Raw genomic sequence first — 18,403 nt, 5'->3', positions numbered from 1 at the left:
GGCTGCCGCCCGGCCCCAGCCGCAGCCTGGCTGCCGCCCGGCCGCGGCCGGTGCGCGGCCTCCGCAAGGCGCGGGGCGTCGGCGGGAGGCCGGTGGGTCGGCGCCGGTGTGGGCCGTGGGCGGTGTGGTCGGGCCCCGGCGGGAGCGGGGTCAGCGGTCGAGGCCGGCCAGCGCCGTCAGCAGGCGGTCCACGTCGTCCGCACTGCTGTACGGCGCGAGCCCGACCCGCACGCCGCCCTCGTCGCCGAGACCCAGCCGGCGCGAGGCCTCCACGGCGTAGAAGGATCCGGCGGGCGCGTCCACCGCCCGCTCGGCCAACCGCCGGTGGACGTCGGCCGGGCGCAGGCCCGCCACGGTGAACAGCAGGGTCGGCGTGCGCCGCGCGGCCCGCGCGTACACGGTGATCCCGCCGAGGTCCGCCAGCCCCCGCTCGATCCGCCCGCGCAGCGCGTCCTCGTGGGCTTCCAGTGCCGCGAAGGAGGCGACCAGCCGGTCCCGGCGGCTGCCCCGCGCGTCCGGGTCCAGGCCCGCGAGGAAGTCCACCGCGGCACGGGCGCCGGCCAGCAGTTCGTACGGCAGCGTGCCCAGCTCGAAACGCTCCGGGACGGCGTCACTGGAGGGCAGCAGCTTGTCGGGCCGCAGTGTCTCCAGGAACTCGGGCCGGGCCGCCAGCACCCCGAGGTGCGGACCGAGGAACTTGTACGGCGAGCACACCAGCGTGTCCGCGCCGAGCGCGGCCAGGTCGACGACGGCGTGCGAGGCGTAGTGCACCGCGTCGACGTGGAGCAGCGCGCCGACGTCGTGCACCGCGCGGGCGATGGCCGGCAGGTCGGGCATGGTGCCGATCAGGTTGGACGCGGCCGTCACCGCGACCAGCCGGGTGCGCGGCGAGAGCACCGCCTCGATGTGCTCGGGCAGCAGTTCCCCGGTGGCCGGGTCGAAGTCCGCCCAGCGCACGCTCGCGCCGGCCGCCTCCGCCGCCTGCGTCCAGGGCCGGATGTTGGAGTCGTGGTCGAGGCGGGTGACGACCACCTCGTCGCCCGGTCCCCAGGTCTTGGCGAGCGTCCGGGACAGGTCGTAGGAGAGCTGTGTGGCGCTGCGGCCGAGGACGACGCCCCGCGGCTCGGTGCCCAGCAGGTCGGCCAGCGCGCTCCGGGCGTCCGCGACGATGCCGTCCGCGTTGCGTTCGCCCTCGGTGGTCCGGCCCCGGTTGGCCAGCGGGTTGGCCAGCGCGTCGCCGATGGCGTCGATGACGGGCTGCGGGGTCTGGGTGCCGCCCGGTGCGTCGAAGCGGGCGGAGCCGGACTTCAGGGCGGGTATCTGCGCGCGGATCGCGTCGACGTCGAGGGCCATGTGCACTCCAACCGAAGGCGGGGACTCCCGCGTCATGATCGCAGCAGGGCGGCGATCGGAACAGACGCGGGTGACGGACGGGTTCGGACCGGTCGCCCGTGACGTACGGGTCACGAGTCGGCGGCGTGCGCCGGCCGCTTCTCACGGCCGCCGGGATGACGGTGCCGCCAGATCCAGAAGACCGCACAGGACAGCAGAGCCCACCCGCCCAGCACCAGGAACGGGAAAGCGTGCTGGTGGCCCTGGAAGTACACGGCCGTGTGCTGCGCGTTGACCGAGGCCCCGGGCGGCAGCCACTGGCCGATCGTCCCCAGCGGGGAGGGCAGCAGCGGCCAGGACACCGCGCCGCCGGAGGAGGGATTGCCGAGGAGCACCATCAGTCCCCAGGTCGGCAGCATCGCCCAGCGTCCGAACAGGGTGTTGAACATGGTGAAGACCATGCCGGACGCGAACATCGTGAGCGCCAGGATCAGCCACGACTCGACGAACGGCAGGTCGAGCGCTTCCAGCAGCCAGTCCACCGTCGCGGCGATCGCGAAGCCGCCGAGCAGCGCGTAGGCAGCCGTGAAGAGGATGCGTTCGACCGGGGTCAGGGAGCGCGCGTGCACGCTCAGCTGGATCGCCCCGACGAAGCCGATGATCACCGCGGCCAGGGAGATGTAGAAGATCGCCAGACCGCGCGGGTCGCCGTCCTGCAGGGGGTTGACGTCGCGCACGGTGACCGCGACGCCGGTCTGCTCCGCGACGACCGGGGCCGTGTCGGCCAGCACCTGGGCGACCGAGGCGCCCGACGCGCTGGACAGGTCGAGCACGGCGGTCCGTCCGTCGTCGCGCAGCTCGAAGATCGCGAAGACCTCCTGCTCCTGCATCGCCTCGCGGGCTTCGGCCTCGCTCCCGTAGGGACGCACCCTGACCGAGGCGTTCAGCGCCTTCTCCAGACCGTCCAGAAAGGCCTGGCCACGGTCTTCTTCGTACGAGCCGACCACGGCCGTGGGGATCGAGTGCGGCGTCGGGTCCGCCATCGAGTAGGTGTACGAACCCGCGAAGAGGCCCGCGGCCGCCGCGAGGATCAGCACCAGCACGGTGGCCGGCCAGAAGGGCGACTGCCGGAACGTGGACCACCGCTGCCCGCGCGTCGGAGGCTGGGCATGGGCGCCGTGGGACATGTGGGCCATGCCCCGGACGCTTTCACGGCCGGGGCGAAAGGGCATCAAGAGCGCCGTCGCCCGGGGGTGCACGGAGCGTGACGGCGGCCCCTCACGGGGCCGCGGACGTGGTGCGGAACGGGATCAGGTGTGCACCAGTGGAGTGTCCACCAGATGCTCCGCCACGAACCACGCCTGCAGCTCGTTGGTGCGCACGACCTCGGAGACGAGGAGGTCGTTGGTGCCGTCGTCGCCGAGCTCCTGGGTGCGGGCCGCGGCGTCGTGGCAGTCGGCCAGGATCAGTTCGTGCGCCTCCAGCAGCCGCGACAGCATCGACGGGACCTCCTCCACCCCGTCCGGCGGACGCGGCACGGTGGTGATCTCGGCGACGTGCCGGGGGTCGCCGATCGCGACGCCGCCGAGTGTCTGGACGCGCTCGGCGATGGTGTCGATCAGCTCCAGCTGCTCGCCCGCGTGCTTGTCCAGCAGCAGGTGCAGCTGGTAGAACGTCGCCCCGCGCATGAGCCAGTGGTACTTCTTGTACAGGTCGTGCAGGATCCGGGTGTCCGCCAGGACCTTGTTGAGCCGCTGGCAGGAGTAGAGGCGGGTCTCCATGGTCAGCGCCACGGGGAACTGCTTGACGGTGCCGAACTCCTGGATGGTCCGGCCCTTCTGGTGCAGCCAGGGCTGGCTGCCGTCGGACCGGTGCTCCACGGACGACGACTTCGGGTTGCTCACGCCTGAACTCCTTCGGGACGACGACTGAAGAGTGCGCCGGCGCGCTGCGACCGGCTCCGGTCCCCCCGGCGACAGTCGACCAGCCGCATGCCGGGCCCGCAAACGCTGGGGGGTTGTCCAGACATTCACTCCCCACCTATGGTCTGCCGGAGTGAAAGCGCTTTCTAGCGGTGCGCGTGCCTGTCGTGCGCCGGCGTCCGAGGAGGACCGCATGTCCCCACTCCCAGCCCGCCGCCGGGTCGCCGTGGTCGGTACCGGTGCCATCGTCACCGGCGGCCACCTGCCCGCCCTCCGAGCCCACGCCGACCGGACGGAACTGGTCGCCGCCGTGGACGTGGACCCGGGGCGGCTCGACGCCTTCCGGGCCGAGGCGGGCGGGGACATCGCCGGGTACACGTCGATGGGCGCCATGCTGGACGCCGTACGCCCCGACCTCGTCCTGATCGGCACGCCGCCGTCCCTGCACCGGGAGCAGGCGGTGGCCGCGCTCGAGGCGGGCGCCTGGGTGCTGTGCGAGAAGCCGCTGTGCCTCTCCCTCGCCGAGTACGACGACATCGCGGCGGCCGAGGAGGCCTCCGGCGCGTACGCGTCCGTGGTCTTCCAGCATCGGTACGGCTCGGGCGCCGCGCACGCCCGCGACCTGATCGCGAGCGGCGAGCTGGGCGCCCCGCTGGTCGCGCACTGCCAGACGACCTGGCACCGCGACGCCGCCTACTACGCCGTGCCGTGGCGCGGACGCTGGGCCACCGAGGGCGGCGGCCCGACCATGGGCCACGGCATCCACCAGTACGACCTGCTGCTGCACCTGCTGGGCCCCTGGGCGGAGGTGCGGGCCATGGCGTCACGGCTGGTCCACGACACCGAGAGCGAGGACGTCTCCACCGCCCTGGTGCGGTTCGCGAACGGCGCCCTCGCCACCGTCGTCAACAGCGTGCTCTCGCCGGACGAGGTGAGCCGCGTCCGCGTCGACTGCGCCGACGCGACCGTGGAGCTGACCCACCTGTACGGGCACCGCAACGACGACTGGACCTACACCCCGGCCCGCCACGTCGCCCCCGAACGCGCCGCCGCCTGGCGCACCCCGGCGGCGGACGTGCCCAGCTCCCACACCGCCCAGCTCGGCGCGGTACTGGACGCCTGGGACGCCGGCGCGAGGCCGCCCGGCAGCGGTCCTCAGGCCCGCACCACGCTGGAGTTCGCCGCCGCCCTGTACAAGGCGGCCTTCACCGGCCGGCCGGTCCTCGCGGGCGAGATCGCGCCCGGTGACCCCTTCCACTCCGTCATGCACGGCGACCACCCCGACTGGACCCCCGAGGAGCGCGCATGAGCACCCTCCGCGTCAGCCACACGCACGGCGACCACGTCGCGGTCACCGCGGCGAACGGCACCGAGATCCTCCGCTACGTCTACCGCCCCGACCCCGAGGCCTTCGAGTCCCGCAAGCCCTACGCCCACCCGGTGCGCACCCTCGCCGGACGCACGGTCACCGGGTACCGCCCCAGCGACCACCGCTGGCACAAGGGCCTGCAGATGACGGCCAGTCACCTCTCCGGCCAGAACTTCTGGGGCGGCAACTCCTACGTCCACGGCGAGGGTTACCTGCCCAAGCCCGAGCGCGTCGGTTCGATGCGGCACGACGGTTTCCCCGGCTTCACCGTCGGGGACGACCGGCTCGCGATCACCGAGAACCTCACCTGGATCGAGAACGGCGGCGCCGAGTGGGCCCGGGAGGAGCGCGGCCTGACCGTCCACTCGGTCGACGAGGAGGCCGGTGCATGGGTCCTGGACTGGTCGATCCGGCTCACCAACATCCGGGCGGAGCCACTGGTGTTCGGCTCCCCGACCACGGCGGGCCGCGAGATGGCCGGCTACACCGGCCTCCAGTGGCGCGGTCCCCGCGACTTCACCGGCGGCACCGCCTTCGCCCCGGGCGGTGCGGCGGGCGCCGGCTCGCTGATGGGCACCCAGGGCCCGTGGCTCGCCTTCACCGCCGAGCGCGACGACGCCGACGGCCACTCCACGCTCGTCTTCGCGCACGCACCCGAGAACCTCGACGAGAAGACCGCCATCCATCCCTCCCACTGGTTCGTGCGCGCCGAGCCGATCCCGTCCGTGGCGTTCTCCTGGGCGTTCTTCGAGGAGTTCGAGCTGCCGCCGGGCGAGTCCTTCGCCTACCGCTACCGCGTGGTGGTCGCCGACGGAGCCTGGGACGGCGACCGGGTGGCGACGTACCTGGAGGGCCTGCCGTGGTGAGGGACTCCGGTCCCGTACCGCCCCACCCCCTGCCCGGCGCGGTCGGCCTGTCCCACCTGAGCGCCTACGACTGGGCGTCCGCCGACGGGGTCTGCGGCGGCAGCCCGCACCTGCACCTGGTGTGCACGGAGGCGTACGTCGTCACCGGCGGGCGCGGCTCGGTGCAGACGCTGGGCGCCGACGGCTACCGGGACATCCCGCTGGAGCCGGGTACGGTCGCCTGGTTCACGCCGGGCACGGTGCACCGCATGGTGCAGGGCGGTGATCTGCGCGTCACGGTGCTGATGCAGAACAGCGGCCTGCCCGAGGCCGGGGACGCCGTCTTCACCTTCCCGCCCGAGGTACTGGCCGATCCGGAGGCGTACGCCTCGGCGGCCGCGCTGCCACCCGGTACCGGCCCGGAGACGGAGGCGGCGGCCCGGCGCCGCAGGGACCTCGCCGTCGAGGGCTATCTGGGACTGCGCGAGGCCCTCGTCGCCGGGGACGACGGGCCGTACCGGGAGTTTTGGCGGACCGCGGTCCGCCTGGTGCGCGACAAGGTGCCCGGCTGGCGGGAGCTGTGGCGGTCCGGTGCGCTGGCCGCAGCCGAGCGCACCGGAACCCAGCTCGACGCGCTCGCCGACGGCGACCCGGCGTACCTCGCCGAGGCCACCGCGTACGAGGCGACACCCACCCGGCGCGGCGGCTACGGCATGTGCGGCCGCCGCGACGAGTACGCGCTGCCGGGAACCACGCTGCCGTACCGGGGGGAGTAGCCCACGGGCCTGGCAGGGAAGTCGAGTGGCAGTCAGGACGGGACGGCGGATGTTCAGGTCCGAATCTCCTGCCGGGCCGAAGAGTTAACGGTCCATTAGGGCGGCAGATGTGTGAAGGGGTGGCCGGGATGCGCATCATCTTGGCATGAACCTGCGACCCGATGGGCGGGTCGCAGCCTCATGGAGGTGTGGAATGCGCCGCAGACTCGCCACCGGACTCGCCGCCTCGGCCATGGCCGTGACCACCGTCTTCGCCACCGCCGCGACCGCCGAAGCCGCTCCCGCCGACAAACCGCAGGTACTCGCGAGCTGGACCCAAACCAGCGCGTCGAGCTACAACGCCTGGACCGCCGCGCGCGCGAACCAGTCCTCCTGGGCCGCCTACGGGTTCGACTGGACCACCGACTACTGCTCCTCCTCGCCGGACAACCCGTTCGGCTTCCCGTTCAGCACCTCCTGCGCACGGCACGACTTCGGATACCGCAACTACAAGGACGCCGGCTCCTTCAGCGCCAACAAGGCCCGCCTCGACAGCGCCTTCTACGAGGACCTCAAGCGTGTCTGCGCCCGCTACAGCGGCGCCACCAAGACCACCTGCAACGGCACGGCGTGGACGTACTACCAGGCCGTGAAGGCCTTCGGCTGACGGGCCGCCAGGCCGTGAGGGCTCTGGGCCGACGGGCTGCCAGGCCGTGAAGCCTCTGGGCCGACGGGCTGCCAGGCCGTGAAGCCTCTGGGCCGACGGACCGCCGGGCCCTGACGGCCCCGGGCCCGACGGTCCGCGTCGCGTCCCCCTACACGGGCGGGGACGGTGCCGCCGAGTAGACCGACCGCAGGCCCGGCACCGGAGCGGCCGCCGCCATCGCCAGCGCGGCGGCCGCACTGGCGATGCCCAGGACGGCGCCCGCGGCCACGTCACCCGGATAGTGCACGCCGGTGTGGACCCGGGAGTAGCCGACGGCGCCCGCCAGCGCGCCGAGCGGGACGGCGGCCGCGGGCAGGACGACGCCGACCGCCGTGGCGAACGCGACCGCCGAAGCCGTGTGCCCGGACGGGAACGACGCCGACGCGGGCATGGGAACATACCGGTCCACCGTCACCCGCGCCGCCTCCCGGTCCGGCCGCGCCCTGCGCACCAGCCGCTTGCCCAGCAGGTTCGAGGAGGCCGACGCCACGGCGACCGCCCCCACTCCGGCCAGGGCCGCCCGGCGCGGACGCGCACCGGTCATAGCGAGCGCGGCGGCGATGCCCAGCGAGACCTTCGAGTGGTCGGCGGCGTGGGACAGCCGGCGCAGCGCCCGGTCGAGCGTGGGCGTGGACGTGGCGGCCACCGCCGCGTACAGGGCGCCGTCCACGGCACGCAGATCACCGAGTACGGCGGCCAGGGCCCGCCCGCGCGAACGCGCCGGGCCGGGGCCCGGGGCGAGCGGGCCGCCGGTGTCCCCGTCGGCGTTGGTCGGTTCGGTCATCGGGCTCCTGCTCCGCGGGCGAGGGGGGCCGGGCGACGCCCGGGGCCGTCGGCGTACCGCCTGTGCTCCGGCGCCGTACCAGCCTGGTCCGTCTCCGGGCGCTCGGCGCGCCGGCGCAACCCGTCCGGGGGACGACGACGCGTACCTCGCTCCCCGGCCGCTCATCCCGAGGCCGACACCAGGCCCGTCTCGTAGGCGAGGATGACCAGCTGGACCCGGTCGCGGGCGTCCAGCTTCGCCAGCAGACGGGTCAGATAGGTCTTGGCGGTGGCGACGCTGAGGCAGAGGGTGTCGGCGATCTCGGCGTTGGACAGACCCCGGCCGACCAGGGTGAGCACCTCGCGCTCGCGGTCGGTGATGCGGTCCAGCTCGGCACGCCGCGGTGGGGCCGTCCGGGAGCGGCCGGTGAACTCCTTGATCAGGCGCCGGGTGACACTCGGCGCGATCAGTGCGTCCCCGGCGGCGACGACCCGTACGGCGGTGAGGATGTCGTCCAGCGCCATGTCCTTGACGAGGAACCCGGACGCGCCGGCGTGCAGCGCTCCGTACACGTCCTCGTCGTCGTCGAACGTCGTCAGGACCAGGACGCGTGCGGTGCCGGGTCCGGAGGTGATCCGGCGGGTGGCCTCGATGCCGTCCGTGCCGGGCATCCGAAGGTCCATCACCACCACGTCGGGGGCCAGCTCACCGGTCAGCCGCACCGCCTCGGCGCCGTCCGCCGCCTCGCCCACGACCTCCAGGTCGGTGGTCTCGGCCATGACCAGCTGCAACGCGGTGCGGATCAGGGGCTGGTCGTCGGCGAGTACTACACGAATGGTCATCCGGCCGTCGCCCTCGTCTCCGTCTCGGTGTGCGTGTCCGCCGGCAGGGGCAGCCGGGCCGTCACCAGGAACCCGCCGCCGGGGCACGGGCCGGCCCGGAAGTCGCCGCCCAGCAGTGCGGCCCGCTCCCGCATGCCGGCCAGTCCGTAGCCCGTCTCCGTGCCTGCCGCGCCGCCGCTGCCGCGGTCGCGGACCTCGACGGCGAGTTCGTCCTGGCGGTGTTCGACGCTCACCCGGCAGGAGCCGGCCCCGGAGTGGCGTACGACGTTGGTCACCGCCTCCTGCACGATCCGGAACGCCGCCAGGTCGACCTCCGCGGGCAGCGGGCGGGGTGTGCCCCGCCACCGCACCTCCACGCGTACGCCGGCGGCCGTGGTGGTGGCGGCGAGCCGCTCCAGGTCCGCCAGGCCCGCCGCCGGCCGCAGGGCGGACCCGCCCGGGCCGGGCTGCCGCGCACGGTCCCGTTCCCGTTCCCGTTCCTGGTCCGGGTCCCGGTCCTGGTCGGCCTGGCGCAGCGCGCCGAGCAGCCGCCGCAGACCGGACAGCGTTTCACGGCCCGTCCGCTCGACCGTGCGCATCGCCTCCTTGGCCGCGTCCGGCCGGGTGTCGACGATCCGGGCGGCGGCACCGGCCTGCAGGGCGATGATGCCGATGCTGTGGGCGACCGTGTCGTGCATCTCCCGGGCGATGCGCAGCCGTTCGGCCGTGACGGCCTGCGCGGCGGCCCGGGCGTAGAGCTCCTCCGTGTGGGCGCGGGCCTGGTGCACGGAGTGGCCGACGAGCCAGGCGACGGCGAGTGTGAGGGCCACGAGCGGCTCGGGCGCGGTACCGGAGTCCGGCCCCGAGACCCACCGCAGGACCGGATAGCAGGCCAGCACCGCCAGCGTGCCGCCGGCCAACGCGAGCGAGGTGCGCCGGGGCCGGACGGCCGCCACATGACCGAGGGCGACGGACACGCCGAGGAACTGGGTCGGCGGGATCTCGTCCTGCCGCCAGGCCAGCGTCGACACGACCGTCCCCGCGACCACCAGCGCGTACGCCACGGTCGTCCGGCGCCGCAGCAGCGCACAGCCGGCCAGCACGAGGCCGAAGGCCAGGAGCAGCAGCAGCCGGGCCCCCAGCGGCGCCAGGCCGTCGCGCGGATAGCTGAGGGAGTAGCCGGCCCGCGGCGGCATGATGACGTACTCCACGACGGGCGCCACCGCCGCCGTGCACCACACCAGCGCGGTCCACAGCCCCGAAGGCACCCGTTTGAGCAGCGGCAGCGGCGGTGAGACGGACATACGAAGATCGTAGGCGCGTGCCCGCGGCCGGTCATCCGTCCCTGGCTGTACAACCCTGGTCGACACCCGGGGCCCCCGGTTGTCGGCCACGGTCCGACGACGGGGGGCCGGTCCGACGGGCATCGTCGTGACCGTGATCGAAGTCAACGAGCTCACCAAGCGATACGGCGGCACGACGGCCGTGCAGGCGCTGACCTTCAGCGTGCTTCCCGGCCGGGTGACCGGGTTCCTCGGACCCAACGGCGCCGGAAAGAGCACGACGCTGCGGCTGGTCCTGGGACTCCAGGAGCCCACGAGCGGCAGCGTCACCGTCGACGGCCGGCCGTTTCGGGCCCGCCGGCGCGGCCTGCGCGACGTCGGCGCCCTGTTGGACGCGCACGACGTGCACGGCGGACGCAGCGCCCACGCGCATCTGTCGGCCCTGGCCCGCAGCAACCGCATCCCGCGCCGCAGGGTGGCGGAGGTCCTGGGGCAGGCGGGGCTCGCCGATGCGGCGGGGCGCCGCATCGGCGGGTTCTCCCTCGGCATGAAGCAACGGCTCGGTATCGCCGCCGCCCTGCTCGGCGACCCGCCGGTCCTGCTCTTCGACGAACCGCTCAACGGCCTCGACCCCGAGGGCGTGAAGTGGGTGCGCGAGCTGTTCCGGCGGCTGGCCGCGGAGGGCCGTACCGTGTTCGTCTCCAGCCACCTGATGTCGGAAATGGAGCACACCGCCGACCAGTTGGTCGTCATCGGCCGGGGCGAGCTGATCGCGGCGGAGTCCCTCGCCGAGTTCGCGGCCCGCGGCACCCGGCCCGCCGTCACGGTGGGCACGCCCTCGGCGCCGGCCCTGGCGGACCTGCTGACGGCCGAGGGAGCGACCGTCCATGTGGAGGGCGACCTGCTGACCGTGACCGGCCTGTCCGCCGCCCGGGTCGGCGACATCGCCCAGCGGCACCGCGTCCCGTTGCACCACCTCGGTGCCAGGTCCGCCTCCCTGGAGGAGGCGTTCATGGAACTCACCGCCGACAGCGTCCAGTACCCCGCGGGAGAAGTCCGATGACCACCACGGCGACATCCATGCCCGCCACCCCACCCCGCCCCCGTTTCCGGGACCTGGCCGCCGCGGAGTGGATCAAGCTCACGTCCCTGCGTTCCACCTGGATCGCGTACGGCGCCACCGCCCTGGCCGTCGTCGGCTTCAACGCGGGCACCGCCTACGACACCTACAGCCACTGGGCGGAACAGGGTGCCGAGGGGCGGGCCGGCTTCGTCCAGGACGGCATTCCCCTGCTGGACGCGTTCACCGCGAACGCGGCGATGGTCATGCTGCTCGCCCTGGGCGTCCTCGGCGCACTGGTGATGGTCGGCGAGTACGCCTCGGGCACGGTGCGTACGACGTTCGCGGCCGTTCCGGACCGCCGCGCGGTGATGGCGGCCAAGGCGGTCGTCGTCGCCCTCGCGGCGACCGTGTTCGGCGGCCTCGTCGCCGCGGTCTCCTTCGTAGTGACCCAGGCGATCCTCGACGGCAGGGGCGTGGGCGTGCCGATCGACCACCCCGGCGCCCTGCGGGTCGTGGTCGCCTCCGCGCTGCTCGCCCCCGTGGGCGCCCTCACGGGGCTGGCCCTCGGCACCCTCGTGCGGCAGACCGCGGCCACGACGGCCGCGTGCGTGGCGGTCCTGTTGGTGCTGCCGCTCGTCGCCACCGACGGCCGGTACTGGTCGGCCGTCGTCGCGCACGCCCTGCCGTTCGAGGCGTGGAACCGGCTGGTCACCGTCGCCCCCGCCCCGACCGACTTCCCGTGGACCACGGGCGGCGCCTGGACCGTCTACGGAGTCTGGGCCCTGGCGGCTGCCGCGCTGGCCGTCGTCGGCACCCACCGGCGGGACCAGTGAGCGGCCGGAAACGCCGGTGAGCCGTCGGCCGCCCGGTGGGGGACGGCCGACGGCTCACCGGCGTGGTGCCTGGTCAGCTCGCGGCCGTGAAACCGCGCAGGCGCAGGGAGTTGCCGACGACGAAGACGGAGGAGAAGGCCATGGCGGCTCCGGCGATCATCGGGTTGAGGAGCCCGGCGGCGGCGAGCGGGAGTGCGGCGATGTTGTAGGCGAACGCCCAGAACAGGTTGGACTTGATGGTTCCCAGGGTCTTGCGGGCCAGGCGGATGGCGTCGGCGGCGGTGCGCAGGTCGCCGCGGACCAGGGTGAGGTCGCCGGCCTCGATGGCGGCGTCGGTGCCGGTGCCCATGGCCAGTCCCAGGTCGGCCTGGGCGAGGGCGGCGGCGTCGTTGACGCCGTCACCGACCATCGCCACCGAACGGCCCTGGGCCTGCAGGCGCTTGACGACGTCGACCTTGTCCTGCGGCATGACCTCGGCGATGACCTGGTCGATGCCGACTTCCTCGGCCACCGCCTCGGCGACGGCCTGGTTGTCGCCGGTCAGCAGGATCGGGGTCAGTCCCAGGGCACGCAGTCGGCTGACGGCTTCGGCACTGGTGTGCTTGACGGCGTCGGCGACCTCGAGGACCGCCCGGGCCTCGCCGTCCCAGGCGACGGCGATCGCGGTCCGGCCGGCCGTCTCCGCGTCCGCCTTGCCCCGGGCCAGGTCCGCCGGAAGGTCCATGGCCCACTCGGCGAGCAGCTGCTCGCGGCCGACGAGGACGGCGTGCCCCTCGACGATCCCCTGCACGCCCAGTCCGGGAACGTTGGCGAAGTCCTCCGGGACGGGCAGTATGCCGACGCGGTCGGCCGCTCCCGCCGCCACCGCCTGGGCGATCGGGTGCTCGGAGGAGTGCTCCAGGGCGCCGGCCAGTCGCAGGACTTCGGCCTCGTCGGTGCCGTCGGCGGTGTGCACGGCGAGCAGGGTCATGCGGCCGGTGGTGACGGTGCCGGTCTTGTCGAGGACGATGGTGTCGGCCTTGCGGGTGGACTCCAGAACCTCGGGGCCCTTGATGAGGATGCCGAGCTGGGCGCCGCGCCCGGTGCCGACCATCAGCGCGGTCGGTGTGGCGAGGCCCAGCGCGCAGGGGCAGGCGATGATCAGTACGGCGACGGCGGCGGTGAACGCGGCGGTCAGCCCGGCGCCGTTGCCCAGCCAGAACCCGAGGGTGCCCAGGGCCAGGGCGATGACGACGGGGACGAAGATCCCGGAGATGCGGTCGGCGAGCCGCTGGGCGGCGGCCTTGCCGTTCTGCGCGTCCTCGACCAGCTTCGCCATCCGCGCGAGCTGCGTGTCCGCGCCGACCCGGGTGGCCTCGACCACCAGACGGCCACCCGCGTTCAAGGTGGCGCCGGTGACCGGGTCTCCCACGCCGACCTCGACGGGCACCGACTCGCCGGTGAGCATGGAGGCGTCCACCGCGGAGGTGCCCTCGACGACCGTGCCGTCGGTGGCGATCTTCTCGCCGGGGCGGACCAGGAAGCGGTCGCCGACCGCCAGTTCCGCGGTGGGGATCGTGCGTTCCCCGCCGTCCGGGGTCAGTACGGTGACGTCCTTGGCGCCCAGCTGGAGCAGGGCGCGCAGCGCGGCGCCGGCCTTGCGCTTGGAGCGGGCCTCGAAGTAGCGGCCGGCGAGGATGAAGGCGGTCACTCCGGCGGCGGCCTCCAGGTAGATGTTCCCGGCGCCGTCGGTGCGGGCGATGGTGAGCTCGAAGGGGTGGGTCATGCCGGGGGTGCCGGCGGTGCCGAAGAACAGCGCCCACAGCGACCAGAGGAACGCGGCCGACGTACCGACCGAGATCAGCGTGTCCATGGTGGCCGCGCCGTGCCGGGCGTTGGTGAGCGCGGCCCTGTGGAAGGGCCAGGCGGCGTAGGTCACGACGGGCGCCGCCAGGGTCAGCGACAGCCACTGCCAGTACTCGAACTGCAGCGCCGGCACCATCGCCATCGCGATGACCGGGACGGCCAGCACCACGGCGGTGACCAGCCGCTCCCGCAGCGGCCGCAGTTCGTCGGCGGGCTCGGCGCTCTCCGCGCCGGGCGCGGGCTCGGTGCGCGCCGGCTCGGGCGCGCGGGCGGTGTAGCCGGTCGCCTCCACCGTGGCGATCAGTTCCGGGACGGACACGTCACCGGAGTAGTGGACCTTGGCCTTCTCCGTCGCGTAGTTGACGGTGGCGGTGACCCCGTCCATCCGGTTGAGCTTCTTCTCGATCCGGGCGGCGCACGAGGCACAGGTCATGCCGCCGATGGCGAGTTCGACCTCGGCCGGTGCGCTGGTCGTACTGGTGGTCATGGCTGCTCCTGACGCGGGTTCGTCGGCCGGGACCCGGCGCGCGGGTCCCGGCGGTGCGGCGGGGAAGGGCGGGTGGGTCAGACGCGGCCGGTCAGCTCGTAGCCGGCCTCGTCGACGGCCTCGGCGATCACGGCGTCGTCCGGCTCGGCGGGCCCGGTGACGGTGACCCGGCCGGTCTTGACCTGGACGTCGACACCGGTGACGCCGTCCAGCTCACCGATCACCCGGGTGAGGGTCGCCTTGCAGTGACCGCAGCTCATCCCGGCGACGGCGTAGGTGGTGCTGACGGGCTGGGTGGCGGCGGTGGTGACGGTCGAAGCCATGGCTTCCTCCGGAATCTCGTCGGATACGGGGCGGGGGTATCCCTGCCGAGTCCATGTATACCCCCCGGGGGTAGGTGGCGCAACTCCCTCACCCTCTTTGACTAAATACCCCCTGGGGGTATTGTGAGGTGCATGAAGAGGCCTCCGTACGAGCCGGAGACCCGGAATTCGAGGAGACGAAGCGTCATGCACACCGGACTGAGGATCACCGCGTTCGCCGCCGCGCTGGCCGCCACCTTCGGCACCGCCTACGGCGTGGGCAGGGGAGTGGACCCGGTCGTCGCGGAGAGTGCGCCCGCGCCCCACGACGGGCACGGCGAGGCGTCCGCGCAACCCGAGGAGGCCCGGGAAGGGGTCGGCGGCGAGGGGCACGGGGCCACCCCGCCCGGTGGGCTGCAGATCTCCGAGAACGGCTACACCCTCGACCTCGCCACCCCGCGCGTCACCGCCGACCGGCGCACCGAACTGCGTTTCACCGTCCGGGACGGCGACGGCGAGGCCGTCACCGCGTACCAGCGCGAGCACGGCAAGGAACTCCACCTCATCCTGGCCTCACGCGACCTGGTCACCTACCGGCACCTGCACCCCACCCGCGCCGCCGACGGCACCTGGAGCACCCCCGTCGACCTGCCCCGCGCGGGCGGATACCGCGTCTTCGCCGACTTCACCCCGGCGAAGAAGAACGCGGAGAACCTCACTCTCGGTGCCGACCTCGCCGCCTCCGGCCGCTACGATCCCGCACACCTGCCGGCCCCGAACGGCACCGCCCGCGTCGACGGCTACCGGGTCGACCTCGCCGGCTCCCTGCGCCCCGGCAGGGAGAGCGAGCTGAAGGTGAAGGTCTCCCGCGACGGCGAACCCGTCACCGACCTCCAGCCCTACCTCGGCGCCTACGGTCACCTGGTCGCCCTGCGCTCCGGCGACCTCGCCCACCTCCACGTCCACCCGAACGGCGAACCCGGCGACGGCACGACCGAGCCCGGCCCGGAGATCTCCTTCACGGCCGGCGTGCCCAGTGCCGGTACGTACCGCCTCTTCCTGGACTTCCAGCACCGGGGCAAGGTCCACACCGCGGCGTTCACCGTACGGGCCGGATCGGCGCCCGGCGCGCGGGACTCCGCCCCGACCGCGCCGAGTCCCGCGACGGAGCACACCGACGGCCAGGACGCCGACGGTCACGGGCACTGACGGTCGCGGGCACTGACGTCACGGGCACTGACGGTCGCGGGGCCGAGGCCGTGGTCGTGGCCGGACCGTCCTGGCACCGCAACCGTTGCGGCAGTACTAGGCCGTCACGACCCGGACCCCCGCTTCCTCGAACCGCCGCACCAGTTCCGGGTCGGCCGCACCGTCCGTGACCAGTGTGTCCACCGTTTCGGCCGCGCAGATCCGGGCGAACGCCCGCCGGCCCAGCTTGCTGGAGTCGGCCGCCACGACCACGCGCTCGGCGCGCTCGCACAGCAGCCGGTTGATCGCGGCCTCCGCCTCGTCGTGGGCCGCGGCACCGTGCGCGACGTCGAAGGCGACGACGCCCAGCACCGCGACGTCGAGTGTCACCTGCCCCAGCACCCCGTCCGCGAGCGGTCCGATCAGCTCGTACGACTGGGCCCGGGCCACCCCACCGGTCACCACGATCTTGAACTGCGGCCGCACGGCCAGCTCGTTCGCGATGTTGAGCGCGTTGGTGACCACGGTCAGCGCGGGGGAGCCGGAGGCCAGGTCGGCGCGGACCGCCAGGGCACGCGCCACCTCGGTCGTGGTCGTGCCCCCGGTCAGCCCCACCGCCTCGCCGGGTGCCACCAGGGCGGCGACGGCCTGCGCGACGCGCTGCTTCTCCGAGGCGCGGCGGGCCGTCTTGTAGCGCAGCGGCAGTTCGTACGAGACCCCGTGGACGACCGCGCCACCGCGCGTGCGCACGAGCATCTGCTGTTCGGCGAGCCGGTCGAAGTCACGGCGGATCGTCGCGGCCGAGACCTCCAGCTCGGTCGCCGCCTCCTCGACGTCCAGCCGGCCGCGCTCCACGAGCAGCTCCAGCAGCGCCTTCCAGCGGGCGTCGCGCGACATCCGCGCCTCCGTTCCTCGATCTCCCGCCGACCCTAGCGCACCTCCCTTCCTCCGTGGATTGCTTGATTCTGCTCGAAAGCGCGCTATATCTTGCAAGAACAATCAGATCAGCTCAGTGATCGGGGAGTGTGCGGCATGACGTATGTCGAGGACGAGCTCAACAGCCAGCCCGAGTGCTGGACACGGGCCGCCGAGGAGGCGGCACGGCACACGGCGGCGCTGCCCGCGGCGGGGGAGCGGGTGGCGATCGTCGGCTGCGGCACCTCGTACTTCATGGCCCAGTCGGCGGCGGCACTGCGCGAGGACGCGGGCCGGGGCGAGACGGACGCCTTCGCCGCCTCCGAGTTCCCGCGGGGCCGCGCGTACGACCGTGTCGTCGCCCTCACCCGCTCCGGCACCACCACCGAAGTACTGGAACTGCTCGCGGCGTTGAGGGGCCGCACCCGCACGGTCGCGCTCACCGCCGACCCGGACACGCCCGTCATGGCCGCCGCCGACGACGTGGTGGTCCTCGGCTTCGCCGACGAACGGTCGGTCGTGCAGACCCGGTTCGCGACCACCGCCCTCACCCTGCTCCGCGCCCACCTGGGCCTGCACACCGACGCCGTCGTCGCCGACGCCCGCACCGCCCTCGCGGCCGAGCTGCCCGAAGGGCTCGTCGGGTGCACCGAGTTCACCTTCCTCGGCCGGGGCTGGACCGTCGGACTCGCCAACGAGGCCGGCCTGAAGATGCGCGAGGCCTCCCTGTCCTGGACCGAGGCATACCCGGCCATGGAGTACCGGCACGGCCCCCTCAGCATCAGCACCGCGGGCACGGCCACCTGGATGTTCGGCGAGGCCCCCGGCGGACTGGCCGACCAGGTCCGGGACACCGGCGCGCTGTGGGTGCCCGGTGAGCTCGACCCGCTCGCCGAGCTGGTCCGTGCGCAGCGCCTCGCCGTCGCCGTCGCCGCCGCCCGCGGCCTCGACCCGGACCGGCCCCGTCACCTCACCCGCTCGGTGATCCTCGCCCCCTGACGCCCTCTGACGTCCCTTGACACCCTCTGACGTCCCTTGATGCCCCCTGGTGTCCCCTGACGCCCCTTGACGCCTCCGACACCCGGGCTCCGACGCCCGGGAAGGGAGAGACCGTGCCCCTCGCCAGCACCGGCGACCTGATCGGCCGCGCAGCGGCCGCACGCACCGCCGTCGCCGCTTTCAACGTCATCACCCTGGAGCACGTCGAGGCCGTCGTCACCGGCGCCGAGTCCGTGCACACGCCCGTCGTCCTCCAGGTCAGCGAGAACGCCGTGAAGTACCGCTACGGCCGGCTGCTGCCCCTGGCCCGCGCGGCCGTCACCGCCGCCGAGGGCGCCGTCGTGCCCGTCGCCCTGCACCTCGACCACGTCCGGAGCGACGGCCTGCTGCGCCAGGCCGCGGACGCCGGCTTCAGCTCCGTGATGTACGACGCCTCCCGGCTGCCGTACGCGGAGAATCTCGCGGCGACCCGGGCCGCCGCCGACTGGGCGCGCGCCCAGGGCCTGTGGATCGAGGCCGAGTTGGGGGAGGTCGGCGGCAAGGACGGCGCACCGCCGCTCGACGCCCACGCGCCCGGAGCCCGCACCGACCCCGTCGAGGCGCGTGCCTTCGTAGCCGACTCCGGCGTGGACGCCCTGGCGGTCGCCGTCGGCAGCTCCCACGCCATGACCACCCGCACCGCCACCCTCGACCACGACCTGATCAAGGAGCTGTCGGGCGCGCTGGACGTGCCCCTCGTCCTGCACGGCTCCTCCGGAGTCCCGGACGGCGAACTCGCCGCGGCCGTCGCCGGCGGCATCTCCAAGGTCAACGTCGGCACCGCGCTCAACCTCGCCATGACCGGCGCGATCAGGGAGTTCCTCGCCGCACACCCCGAAGCGGTCGATTCCCGCGGTTACCTCACCGCCGGACGGCAGGCCATGGCCCGTGCGGTGGCGACGATCATCCAGGCGGTGGCCCGGACGGCCACCTGAC

18 protein-coding genes are annotated in these 18,403 nt (G+C 73.7%); 9 read left to right on the top strand and 9 right to left on the bottom strand.

What is annotated here, in order from left to right; genetic code table 11:
- Window positions 1-150 precede the first annotated feature (150 nt).
- The 3 genes from ACP4J0_RS29325 to ACP4J0_RS29315 form a co-directional block, all read right to left on the bottom strand.
- On the bottom strand, window positions 151-1,353 hold the full coding sequence (locus ACP4J0_RS29325; protein WP_426601738.1) for a cysteine desulfurase-like protein: 1,203 nt from the start codon (window positions 1,351-1,353) through the stop codon (window positions 151-153).
- A gap of 110 nt (window positions 1,354-1,463) precedes the next feature.
- The gene (locus ACP4J0_RS29320; protein ID WP_426601737.1) at window positions 1,464-2,528 is read right to left on the bottom strand and encodes an ABC transporter permease; all 1,065 of its coding nucleotides are present in this window, start codon (window positions 2,526-2,528) and stop codon (window positions 1,464-1,466) included.
- Window positions 2,529-2,642: 114 nt separating this feature from the next.
- Complete coding sequence (locus ACP4J0_RS29315; RefSeq protein ID WP_426518026.1) at window positions 2,643-3,236, bottom strand: Dps family protein; 594 nt, start codon at window positions 3,234-3,236, stop codon at window positions 2,643-2,645.
- 211 nt (window positions 3,237-3,447) lie between these two features.
- Here ACP4J0_RS29315 and ACP4J0_RS29310 point away from each other — a divergent pair, with 211 nt between their 5' ends.
- The 4 genes from ACP4J0_RS29310 (at window position 3,448) to ACP4J0_RS29295 (ending at window position 6,890) form a co-directional block, all read left to right on the top strand.
- Entirely contained in the window at window positions 3,448-4,563 is a 1,116-nt protein-coding gene (locus ACP4J0_RS29310; RefSeq protein ID WP_426601736.1) for a Gfo/Idh/MocA family protein, read from the top strand.
- A complete protein-coding gene (locus tag ACP4J0_RS29305) occupies window positions 4,560-5,489 on the top strand; it encodes a PmoA family protein (protein ID WP_426601735.1) in 930 nt (309 codons plus the stop codon). Before ACP4J0_RS29310 ends, ACP4J0_RS29305 begins: the two co-directional genes overlap by 4 nt.
- Window positions 5,483-6,244: a cupin gene (locus ACP4J0_RS29300; protein WP_426601734.1), complete on the top strand. Its 762-nt coding sequence runs from the start codon at window positions 5,483-5,485 to the stop codon at window positions 6,242-6,244. The genes ACP4J0_RS29305 and ACP4J0_RS29300 overlap by 7 nt, the downstream gene beginning before the upstream one ends.
- Before the next feature lie 193 nt (window positions 6,245-6,437).
- Entirely contained in the window at window positions 6,438-6,890 is a 453-nt protein-coding gene (locus ACP4J0_RS29295) for a phospholipase (RefSeq protein WP_426601733.1), read from the top strand.
- Between the two features lie 148 nt (window positions 6,891-7,038).
- On the opposite strand, the gene ACP4J0_RS29290 is transcribed toward ACP4J0_RS29295, so the two are convergent.
- The 3 genes from ACP4J0_RS29290 to ACP4J0_RS29280 form a co-directional block, all read right to left on the bottom strand.
- Window positions 7,039-7,713, bottom strand: coding sequence for a phosphatase PAP2 family protein (locus ACP4J0_RS29290; protein ID WP_426601732.1), 675 nt, complete (start codon window positions 7,711-7,713; stop codon window positions 7,039-7,041).
- A 161-nt stretch (window positions 7,714-7,874) separates the two neighbouring features.
- The gene (locus ACP4J0_RS29285; RefSeq protein ID WP_426601731.1) at window positions 7,875-8,534 is read right to left on the bottom strand and encodes a response regulator transcription factor; all 660 of its coding nucleotides are present in this window, start codon (window positions 8,532-8,534) and stop codon (window positions 7,875-7,877) included.
- Window positions 8,531-9,817 carry a sensor histidine kinase gene (locus ACP4J0_RS29280; RefSeq protein ID WP_426601730.1) on the bottom strand — a complete coding sequence of 429 codons (1,287 nt, stop codon included), beginning with the start codon at window positions 9,815-9,817 and terminating at the stop codon, window positions 8,531-8,533. The genes ACP4J0_RS29285 and ACP4J0_RS29280 overlap by 4 nt, the downstream gene beginning before the upstream one ends.
- A gap of 133 nt (window positions 9,818-9,950) precedes the next feature.
- On the opposite strand from ACP4J0_RS29280, the gene ACP4J0_RS29275 reads away from it, so the two are divergent.
- Both ACP4J0_RS29275 and ACP4J0_RS29270 read left to right on the top strand, forming a co-directional pair.
- Complete coding sequence (locus tag ACP4J0_RS29275; RefSeq protein WP_426601729.1) at window positions 9,951-10,859, top strand: ABC transporter ATP-binding protein; 909 nt, start codon at window positions 9,951-9,953, stop codon at window positions 10,857-10,859.
- A complete protein-coding gene (locus ACP4J0_RS29270) occupies window positions 10,856-11,692 on the top strand; it encodes an ABC transporter permease (RefSeq protein WP_426601728.1) in 837 nt (278 codons plus the stop codon). The genes ACP4J0_RS29275 and ACP4J0_RS29270 overlap by 4 nt, the downstream gene beginning before the upstream one ends.
- A 73-nt stretch (window positions 11,693-11,765) precedes the next feature.
- Here ACP4J0_RS29270 and ACP4J0_RS29265 read toward each other — a convergent pair whose 3' ends face one another.
- Together ACP4J0_RS29265 and ACP4J0_RS29260 are read right to left on the bottom strand one after the other, a co-directional pair.
- Window positions 11,766-14,024, bottom strand: a complete 2,259-nt coding sequence (locus ACP4J0_RS29265) for a heavy metal translocating P-type ATPase (protein ID WP_426601727.1) — start codon at window positions 14,022-14,024, stop codon at window positions 11,766-11,768.
- A gap of 77 nt (window positions 14,025-14,101) precedes the next feature.
- Window positions 14,102-14,347, bottom strand: coding sequence for a heavy-metal-associated domain-containing protein (locus tag ACP4J0_RS29260; RefSeq protein ID WP_426601726.1), 246 nt, complete (start codon window positions 14,345-14,347; stop codon window positions 14,102-14,104).
- A gap of 186 nt (window positions 14,348-14,533) precedes the next feature.
- Here ACP4J0_RS29260 and ACP4J0_RS29255 point away from each other — a divergent pair, with 186 nt between their 5' ends.
- Window positions 14,534-15,535, top strand: coding sequence for a hypothetical protein (locus ACP4J0_RS29255; RefSeq protein WP_426601725.1), 1,002 nt, complete (start codon window positions 14,534-14,536; stop codon window positions 15,533-15,535).
- 96 nt (window positions 15,536-15,631) lie between these two features.
- On the opposite strand, the gene ACP4J0_RS29250 is transcribed toward ACP4J0_RS29255, so the two are convergent.
- Window positions 15,632-16,411, bottom strand: a complete 780-nt coding sequence (locus tag ACP4J0_RS29250) for a DeoR/GlpR family DNA-binding transcription regulator (RefSeq protein WP_426601724.1) — start codon at window positions 16,409-16,411, stop codon at window positions 15,632-15,634.
- 135 nt (window positions 16,412-16,546) lie between these two features.
- Between ACP4J0_RS29250 and ACP4J0_RS29245 the strand changes: the two genes are divergently transcribed.
- Window positions 16,547-17,428 (top strand): SIS domain-containing protein, encoded by an 882-nt coding sequence (locus ACP4J0_RS29245; RefSeq protein WP_426601723.1) that lies wholly within the window; start codon window positions 16,547-16,549, stop codon window positions 17,426-17,428.
- Window positions 17,429-17,541: 113 nt separating this feature from the next.
- Window positions 17,542-18,402, top strand: a complete 861-nt coding sequence (locus ACP4J0_RS29240; RefSeq protein ID WP_426601722.1) for a class II fructose-bisphosphate aldolase — start codon at window positions 17,542-17,544, stop codon at window positions 18,400-18,402.
- Window position 18,403 lies beyond the last annotated feature (1 nt).

This window comes from Streptomyces sp. WG7, assembly GCF_049975785.1.
Lineage (GTDB): Bacteria > Actinomycetota > Actinomycetes > Streptomycetales > Streptomycetaceae > Streptomyces.
Note: the sequence above shows the minus strand (reverse complement) of the source record. Positions and strands in the feature narration are given on the sequence as shown.

Excerpts from the sequence above, each read along its gene's own strand:
- ACP4J0_RS29325 (WP_426601738.1), bottom strand. The coding sequence starts at position 1,353 with ATGGCCCTCGACGTCGACGCGATCCGCGCGCAGATACCCGCCCTGAAG.
- ACP4J0_RS29320 (WP_426601737.1), bottom strand. The coding sequence starts at position 2,528 with ATGGCCCACATGTCCCACGGCGCCCATGCCCAGCCTCCGACGCGCGGG.
- ACP4J0_RS29310 (WP_426601736.1), top strand. The coding sequence starts at position 3,448 with ATGTCCCCACTCCCAGCCCGCCGCCGGGTCGCCGTGGTCGGTACCGGT.
- ACP4J0_RS29305 (WP_426601735.1), top strand. The coding sequence starts at position 4,560 with ATGAGCACCCTCCGCGTCAGCCACACGCACGGCGACCACGTCGCGGTC.
- ACP4J0_RS29295 (WP_426601733.1), top strand. The coding sequence starts at position 6,438 with ATGCGCCGCAGACTCGCCACCGGACTCGCCGCCTCGGCCATGGCCGTG.
- ACP4J0_RS29290 (WP_426601732.1), bottom strand. The coding sequence starts at position 7,713 with ATGACCGAACCGACCAACGCCGACGGGGACACCGGCGGCCCGCTCGCC.
- ACP4J0_RS29285 (WP_426601731.1), bottom strand. The coding sequence starts at position 8,534 with ATGACCATTCGTGTAGTACTCGCCGACGACCAGCCCCTGATCCGCACC.
- ACP4J0_RS29280 (WP_426601730.1), bottom strand. The coding sequence starts at position 9,817 with ATGTCCGTCTCACCGCCGCTGCCGCTGCTCAAACGGGTGCCTTCGGGG.
- ACP4J0_RS29270 (WP_426601728.1), top strand. The coding sequence starts at position 10,856 with ATGACCACCACGGCGACATCCATGCCCGCCACCCCACCCCGCCCCCGT.
- ACP4J0_RS29265 (WP_426601727.1), bottom strand. The coding sequence starts at position 14,024 with ATGACCACCAGTACGACCAGCGCACCGGCCGAGGTCGAACTCGCCATC.
- ACP4J0_RS29260 (WP_426601726.1), bottom strand. The coding sequence starts at position 14,347 with ATGGCTTCGACCGTCACCACCGCCGCCACCCAGCCCGTCAGCACCACC.
- ACP4J0_RS29255 (WP_426601725.1), top strand. The coding sequence starts at position 14,534 with ATGCACACCGGACTGAGGATCACCGCGTTCGCCGCCGCGCTGGCCGCC.
- ACP4J0_RS29250 (WP_426601724.1), bottom strand. The coding sequence starts at position 16,411 with ATGTCGCGCGACGCCCGCTGGAAGGCGCTGCTGGAGCTGCTCGTGGAG.
- ACP4J0_RS29245 (WP_426601723.1), top strand. The coding sequence starts at position 16,547 with ATGACGTATGTCGAGGACGAGCTCAACAGCCAGCCCGAGTGCTGGACA.